This window comes from Planctomycetota bacterium, assembly GCA_038746835.1.
GTDB lineage: Bacteria > Planctomycetota > Phycisphaerae > Tepidisphaerales > Tepidisphaeraceae > JBCDKH01.
In genome coordinates, this window is the sequence record JBCDKH010000186.1 from 1 (window position 1) to 7,248 (window position 7,248).

7 protein-coding genes are annotated in these 7,248 nt (G+C 64.5%); 4 read left to right on the plus strand and 3 right to left on the minus strand.

The features are described 5' to 3' along the window. Together AAGI46_14310 and AAGI46_14315 are read left to right on the plus strand one after the other, a co-directional pair. Positions 1 to 498, plus strand: a 498-nt coding sequence (locus AAGI46_14310; protein MEM1013380.1) for a hypothetical protein, incomplete at its 5' end; no start/stop codon positions are given. Position 499: 1 nt separating this feature from the next. Continuing rightward, positions 500 to 1,144 (plus strand): hypothetical protein, encoded by a 645-nt coding sequence (locus tag AAGI46_14315; protein MEM1013381.1) that lies wholly within the window; start codon positions 500 to 502, stop codon positions 1,142 to 1,144. A gap of 316 nt (positions 1,145 to 1,460) precedes the next feature. Here AAGI46_14315 and AAGI46_14320 read toward each other — a convergent pair whose 3' ends face one another. The 3 genes from AAGI46_14320 to AAGI46_14330 form a co-directional block, all read right to left on the minus strand. Next, positions 1,461 to 2,192, minus strand: a complete 732-nt coding sequence (locus AAGI46_14320; protein ID MEM1013382.1) for a hypothetical protein — start codon at positions 2,190 to 2,192, stop codon at positions 1,461 to 1,463. Between the two features lie 137 nt (positions 2,193 to 2,329). Further along, the gene (locus tag AAGI46_14325; GenBank protein ID MEM1013383.1) at positions 2,330 to 3,367 is read right to left on the minus strand and encodes a Gfo/Idh/MocA family oxidoreductase; all 1,038 of its coding nucleotides are present in this window, start codon (positions 3,365 to 3,367) and stop codon (positions 2,330 to 2,332) included. A 106-nt stretch (positions 3,368 to 3,473) separates the two neighbouring features. Beyond that, the gene (locus AAGI46_14330) at positions 3,474 to 5,003 is read right to left on the minus strand and encodes a VOC family protein (GenBank protein ID MEM1013384.1); all 1,530 of its coding nucleotides are present in this window, start codon (positions 5,001 to 5,003) and stop codon (positions 3,474 to 3,476) included. A gap of 42 nt (positions 5,004 to 5,045) precedes the next feature. Here AAGI46_14330 and AAGI46_14335 point away from each other — a divergent pair, with 42 nt between their 5' ends. Next, positions 5,046 to 6,023: a D-2-hydroxyacid dehydrogenase gene (locus AAGI46_14335; GenBank protein ID MEM1013385.1), complete on the plus strand. Its 978-nt coding sequence runs from the start codon at positions 5,046 to 5,048 to the stop codon at positions 6,021 to 6,023. Between the two features lie 12 nt (positions 6,024 to 6,035). Next, complete coding sequence (locus AAGI46_14340) at positions 6,036 to 7,088, plus strand: 3-deoxy-7-phosphoheptulonate synthase (GenBank protein ID MEM1013386.1); 1,053 nt, start codon at positions 6,036 to 6,038, stop codon at positions 7,086 to 7,088. Positions 7,089 to 7,248 lie beyond the last annotated feature (160 nt).

The following is a 7,248-nucleotide window of genomic DNA, read 5'->3' on the forward strand; positions in this document are numbered from 1 at the left end:
CCGCATCACGTTTTCCAGGTCGGATACTATTCGCCTCAAGATAAGGGGTTCTATCCTATCAGGGACTTCGTATTTTCTGGTGCAATGCTATTCGATGACATAGTTCCAGCGGATGGCTTGAATCATCCGATACTTGGGTCTGGTTATAAATTTACCGTCAAGTGTGAGGTAGTGCCTCGGATCGAATATATTCTTTTGCATCAAGACGATCCGGAATCGTACTCACTTGCGACTGGTATAGTGCTGGATGATTGGCGGATAGTGTTTATCGTGTCACGTCCAACTGAGGATTTTTCTTTGCCAGAGAACATTGACCGTGCTGTTCGTCTGGTAGACGAGACGAGCTTTAACCTCGTGCGTGTGATGACGACAGGTGCTCTACGGGGCCAAGTGGTGGACCTGTTAGAGAGTGCGGACGCCGGTTCAGAATATGCTATAGGGGTTGCTATCGGCGAAGGGGATGCGTTGTCCGCTGATCCTGCTGTCCCTCCAGAATGAGATGAAGAATACCCTTATTTGTCGTGCAGTCATTGGCGCACTCTTTCTGTGGTTGCCCAGTGTCGTCTGTGTTGCTGATCCTGCCGGGTTAGAGTGTGGGCAGGCTCAGCTGATTGATCGTTCGGGTGTCGTCTACATGGCGCTGATTGGAATCGAGGCTGGTAATCGGGTCGTTGCCGTCGGTGAGCTTTCAGAGGACCGAGAGACCTTTCGGCCGTGGAAGGATGTTCTACTTGCTGAGAACGCTCTGAATAAGGGCGTGTACCCTTGGGATTCACCGTGGTACGTTCATCCGCGTAGTGCCTTCTTATTGGGCAATCCTATCCGGCCGTTGCCACAAGTTCTTGTATTCGAGAAAGATGGCGAAGAGGTAGACGTTCGGATCGGGTTTTCTGATCCGAATACATCCCGTTACTTCATTTTCACTGGCGTTGAGTTGAAGGCTACCAGTGACTTGTCAGACATCGAGAAGCATATGATCGTCACTCCTGTGTCAGGGAGATTCAATTTTGTGTTTGTCGACGTACCTGCTTTTCTCGTGGACGAACTCGAAGATTATAACTTTCTTGTTATGGACGAGCGCATCCGGCGGAGAACTATGTCAATCACGATCAGTCCGGTGGCTCCTCGTGGCGATGACAACTGATCATGCGTCAGCTCGACGATGCTAGCGTGCGCCTTGTCCAGATGCGGGTTTGGACCGCTTCGATGCCAGAGATGCTCGTGAGGACCTTTGGGGCAAAGCTAAGACGGTGATCACGGGGAACATTCCTCGACGTGAGACTACGCTCCCCGCCGGACGCTCCGATTACTTCGGACACGATTGTCGAGCCACCGACTGCTCTGGAATCGCGGCGACGAGTCGCTCGGCGACTTCGACGGTATCCGGGCCGGCAGTTGCCAGGACGGCGGGGCGGCCTTGCCTTCAGCGGCGGTGCGAATTGACGACGTGACCGACAGTCTCAGTGCGATGTGGTTCGAGCGCCGGCCTGGGCCGCGGCAGACATCGAACCAAGCTCGGCCGTTAAGGCGATCAGCCAGGCTCGGCTCCAGGCGCCGTGGCCGCGGTTGCGGCCGGTGTCGATGAGGCGGATTTCGATGAGGTGTTCGTCCAGAAAATCGTCCGGAAGGTCGATCGTCTGCCGATCCATGTGCTGGCCGAGGTGGTTGTTGAAGACCTCGGCGACCTCGATGGCACCGTGCGGACGGAGGTGGCCGTGGTTGTAGTCGCGAATGTTGACGCCTGCGCTGAAGGCGACGTGGGCCCGAGCGCCGTCGGAGCCGATGAACTCCATCGCGACAGCACTCTGCCCTTGTGGCATCGACCAGAACGTTTGCATGATCGTGTGGACGGCGTCGACGTTGGGAAGGTCGGTCTTGATGACGAGCGTCCGAGGCTTCCTGCCATCGCCGTAGCGGGCGTTGGCGTAGTAGCCGTTCCATCCGTAGGTGATCTCGCCTGACTCGGCGGTGCCGCCCAGCACGAAGGGCACACCGCCGAGGTCGTGGCGGCCGGGGCGTGGGAAGGTGGCACTGTTGTGGAAGCCGCCGAACCGGTCTTTTCGATCGAGGTAGATGTTCATCTCGTCGGCAAAGTCGATCGGGACGAATCGTTCAGACTCGTGCGACGTGCCCGCCGGCTGCGCGGCAGTTGTGGTCAGGAGGACAATCGTGGCGAGGGTGGGGAGGAGCATGGCGTTGCCTCGAGAAAGGGGGAGGGACAGGCGCGTCATGAGGCTCTTCCCGAAGACGCGAACGCATCAAGATCGCAACCCGCCAGTCGACGGACGCAACAAAACTCAGGCGTCGTGATTTGGTTCCCGCAGGTCGTTCAGAGGATCGACTGCTCGGGAATCGCCGCGACGACACGTTCGGCGACCTCGACAGCTTCCAGGCCCGCGGACGCGGGCACGGCGGGTTCGGCCTTGCCCTCGGCGGCGTCGCAGAAGGCTTCGAGCTGGGCACGCAGTGGCTCGACGTCGTCGATGGTCAGCTGCTCGATGGCCAGCAGTGACTTGTAGTCCAGCCCGGCCATGTCGGTGATTTCGCCGGTGCGGATCTTGCCGACGGTCTCGCGGAGGAGGTCGACGTTGCCGGTCCGGCGGACGATCATGCCGGTCTTTTTCTGGTAGTCGAGCGAGACATACGCCTCGGGGCTGAAGACGCGCAGGCGACGCTCGACCTTCAGGGCGAGCCGGCTGGCGGTTAGGCTGGCGACGCAGCCGTTGTCGAAGGTGAGGCGGGCGTTGCAGACGTCCTCGGCCGGGCGATCGACCCCGCCGCCGCCGACGCTGACACCCTGGGCGTCGACGTGGACCACCTTGCCGCGGGCCATGCTCAGGACGATGTCGATGTCGTGGATCATGACGTCCAGCACCACGCCGACGTCGATGCTGCGAAAGGGGAACGGCGAGATGCGGACGACCTCGATGTACCGCGGCTCCACGCCGAGGCTCGCCAGCGACCGCACGGCCGGGTTGAACCGCTCGATGTGCCCGACCTGCACGACGGCCCCGTGCTTGTCGGCCAAGTCGACGATCTGCCGGGCAGTCGCGACGTCGCCGGCGAGGGGTTTTTCGATGAGACACGCGACGCCCGCTTCCAGGAGCGGGCGGGCGACGTCGAGGTGATGCGTCGTCGGAACGGCGATGGTGACGGCCTTCACGCCGGCGTCGAGGACGGCTTCGGGCGTGTCGAAGTCGGTGGTGCCGTAGTCGTCCGCGGTGCCCTTGGCGGCTTCGGCATTGGCGTCGAACACGCCGACGAGCTTGACGCGTGGCATCTCGCTGTAGACGCGTGCGTGCAGTCGGCCCATCCGACCACAACCGACGACGGCGACAGGCAGGGGCTCGTTGTTGGAGTCGCTCACGCCATCAGCATACGAAGCGATCCTCGTCATCCCGAGCGAAGCCGAGGGACCTCGTCCGATTCCGGGTCACACGCCCAGGCGAGGTCCTTCGACTCGTTGCGCTCGCTCAGGATGACGAAGATGAGTTCGAAAAGAACGCCCCGGCTGCTTGGACGTCGGCTTGGGTGAGTTCGTGGCCGGCGGGTTGGAAGGTGGTCGTGATGTCGGCACCGGCGGTCTTGAGGAGCGTTGCGAGGGCTTCGACGTGGTCGGGCGGGGCGATGGGGTCGCGTTGGCCGGCGAGGAGGAGGATGCGCTTGCCCGACAGGGCGGGGAGCGGGTCGGGCGTCAGCGGGATCATCGGGCGAAGCAGGACGAGCGAGCGGAGCGACTCGGGTCGCAGCAGCAGAACGGCCGAGGCAATGTTGGCGCCGTTGCTGTAGCCGATGGCGTCGACGGCGGAGGCGTCGAAGTCGTAGCGGTCGGCCTGTGTCGCTAGCCACGTTGCCAGGGCGTTGGCCTCGCGAACGATGGAGGCCTCGTCGAAGACGCCTTCGCGGAGGCGGCGGAAGAACCGAGGCATGCCGTTCTCGTCGACCCGGCCGCGAGGTGAGAGGATCGATGCGTTTGGCGAGGCTTGTCTGGCGAGCGGGATCAGGTCGTTCTCGTCGCCGCCCGTGCCGTGGAGGGCAAGGAGGACGCGGTCGCTGTCGTCGGCCGGTTCCCAACGGTGGACGAAGACCGGGCCGTCGGTTGCCGGCAGGAGTGGTCGGATGCCTTTTTCAATCGCTGCGCGATTCGACTCGTATTGCGGCGGGAGTTTGAGGGCTTCGCCGAGCGAGTCGCGTGGCTCGTCGGCGTCGAATCCGGGCGGGTCGGTGGCGAGTTCGAACAGCACGCCGCCCGGCTCGCGGAAGTAGACGCTGTGGAAGTACTGCCGGTCGATGACGGGCGTCGGCTGCAGGCCCATGCCGACGACCTTCAGCCGAACCGCCAACTCGTCGTCGTCATCTCCGACGCGGAAGGCGACGTGGTGGATGGTGCCGGCGCCGCCGACGCCGGCCGAGGCGGAGCCGACTTCGACGAGGTCGACGTACTTGCCGAGTGCGGCGTCGGCGGTCAGTCGCAGGCCGTCGCCGGTGTAGCCGAGCTGGTGGAGGACCTGGCGTGTCGCGTCGGCGGTCGGCACGGCGAGCGTGACCGAGTGGACGCCGAGGATCGCGTGGTCGGCCGGCACGGTCCCGCCGCCCCAGCCGGTGGTGTCGGTCTCGACGCCGACGAGTTCGACCGGCAGGCCGTCGGGGTCGACGAAGGCGAGTCGGGCGTCGCCGTGGAGTTCGATATCGGTGACGACGATGCCGGCCTCGTCGAGTCGCGCCCGCCACCAGTCGAGCGACGCCTGCGGCACCGCCAGCACGACGGCCGTCGCCATGCCCCGGCCGACGCGACCTTGTCGGGCCCCGGCGTACGGGAAGAACGTCAGAATGGCCCCCGGCGAGCCGACCTCATCACCGTAGTAGAGGTGATAGGTCTCGGGGTCGTCGAAGTTGACGGTTTTCTTGACCGCCCGAAGCCCCAGCAGCCCCGCCCAGAAGTCGCGATTGGCCTGGGCGTCGGAGCTGATGGCGGTGATGTGGTGGATTCCGGTCGCGGGCATGCACAACGTTAGAACCGGCGGTCAAGTGGCTACGGTGCCGGCATGGAGCAAGCACCGCCGAAGATCGTGGTTCTGGACGGCGTCACAACGAATCCGGGCGACGTCGACTGGTCGCCGTTGGAGGCGGTCGGCGATGTGACGATCAACGACCGATCCACGCCCGACCAGGCCGAGGAGCGGGCCGCGACAGCGACGGCGGTGATGACCAACAAGGTGCCCGTCGGCGAGGACCTGCTGGCACAGTGCCCGTCGATCGTCTACGCCGGCGTGCTCGCGACGGGGTTCAACCAGATCGATCTGGACGCCTGCCGACGACGCGGCGTCACGGTGACCAACATCCCGGCGTACTCGACCGAATCGACGGCCCAGCACGCGTTCGCGTTGCTGCTGGAGCTGACGAATCGCACCGGACGCATTGCGGCCAACTCGGCCGAGCGGTGGCCGGCGTCGAAGGACTTCAGCTACACGGAAGGGGCGATGACGGAACTGGACGGGCTGACGTGCGGCGTCGTCGGATTCGGCGCGATCGGGAAGGCGTTCTGCCGACGGGCCAGGGCGTTCGGCATGAAGGTCGTCGCCCACACCGCCGACCCGGCCAAGCACGAGGCGGCGGCGAACGAGATCGGCGTGACGTTCGTCTCGCTCGACGAATTGCTGTCGACCAGCGATGCGATCAGCCTCCACTGTCCGCTGACGGACGACACCAAAGGCCTCATCGGTGGCGGGAACATCGGCAAGCTGAAGAAGGGCGTGCTTCTTGTAAACACCGGTCGCGGGCCGTTGCTCGACGAGGCAGACGTGGCCGAGGCGTTGCGGGACGGCACGATCGCGCAGGCCGGTGTGGACGTGCTGTCGACCGAACCGCCGTCGAAGGACAATCCCCTGCTGTCGGCCCCAAACATCGTCGTCACGCCGCACGTCGCTTGGGCGACGCGTGCCGCGCGGCTTCGGCTCATCGACATCGCGGCCGACAACGTCCGCAGCTTTTTCGCCGGCGAGCCGAAGAACGTCGTGTCGTAGTCTGCCCGTCCAGTGAGCGCGATTTCGACGGAGAATGTGAACGTTCTGGGGTTCGCCCCGCTGCGCAGCCCGGCCGAGCTGTCGAAGGCGGTGCCGGCGTCGGACGAGGTGCGGCGGCAGGTGCTGGAGAGCCGGACGGAGATCGCGCGGGTCTTGTCGGGCGAGGACGATCGGCTCCTGGCGATCGTGGGGCCTTGCAGCGTTCATGATGTCGCCGCGGCCGGGGAGTTTGCCGAGAGGCTCGCTGCACTGGCCGCTGAACTGAAGGAGCGGGTGCGGGTGGTGATGCGGGTCTACTTCGAGAAGCCGCGGACGACGACTGGATGGAAAGGGCTCATCAACGATCCGTTCCTCTACAGCGATCGCGAGTTCGACATGGACACGGGGTTGCGGATCGCGCGGGAGCTGCTGTTGAAAGTGGCCGAGCATGGGCTGCCGGCGGCGACGGAGTTTTTGGACCCGTTCACGCCGCAGTACCTCGATGATCTGGTCAGCTGGGCGGCCATCGGGGCGCGGACCACCGAAAGTCAGACGCACCGCCAGATGGCCAGCGGGTTGTCGATGCCGGTGGGCTTCAAGAACGCGACGACTGGCGACGTGCAGGTCGCGCTGGACGCGATGAAGGCGGCGGGTGGTCGGCACCACTTCCTCGGCATCGACGACGACGGCCGGGCCGCGATCGTGCGGACGCGGGGCAACCCGACGAGCCACGTCATCTTGCGTGGCGGGAACAAGCGGTCGAACTTCGCGGCCGAGGACGTCGCCGACGCGGCCGAGCGACTCCGGTCGGCCGGTTTGCCGCCTCGACTGATGGTCGATTGCTCGCACGCGAACTCGCACAAGAAGCACGAGCAGCAGGAGGTGGCGTTCCGAAGCGTGGTCGAGCAGCGGCAGGCAGGCGACTCGCCGGTGATCGGCGTGATGATCGAGGCCAACCTGAACGCGGGTCGCCAGAACCTCCCCGACGACCCGGCCTCGCGAGCTGATCTCCGCTACGGCGTCAGCGTGACCGATGCCTGTGTCGCGTTCGACGAGCTAGCGGCGATGCTGCGGTCGGTGGGCTGACCGTGCGTCCTGGGGATCATGAGATGAATCGGCGCCCGCTCCCGACTTACAGGTTAAGCATCGACTGCATCTTGACGCCGAGGGTTGAGCGAAGCGATGCCCCGGAGCGACTTCCCGAACAGGCTTCGTACACAGTCCGCTCCGGGGCATCGCTTCGCTC

Coding starts and splice junctions, on each gene's coding strand:
- AAGI46_14315 (MEM1013381.1), top strand. CDS start 500: ATGAAGAATACCCTTATTTGTCGTGCAGTCATTGGCGCACTCTTTCTG.
- AAGI46_14320 (MEM1013382.1), bottom strand. CDS start 2,192: ATGCTCCTCCCCACCCTCGCCACGATTGTCCTCCTGACCACAACTGCC.
- AAGI46_14330 (MEM1013384.1), bottom strand. CDS start 5,003: ATGCCCGCGACCGGAATCCACCACATCACCGCCATCAGCTCCGACGCC.
- AAGI46_14335 (MEM1013385.1), top strand. CDS start 5,046: ATGGAGCAAGCACCGCCGAAGATCGTGGTTCTGGACGGCGTCACAACG.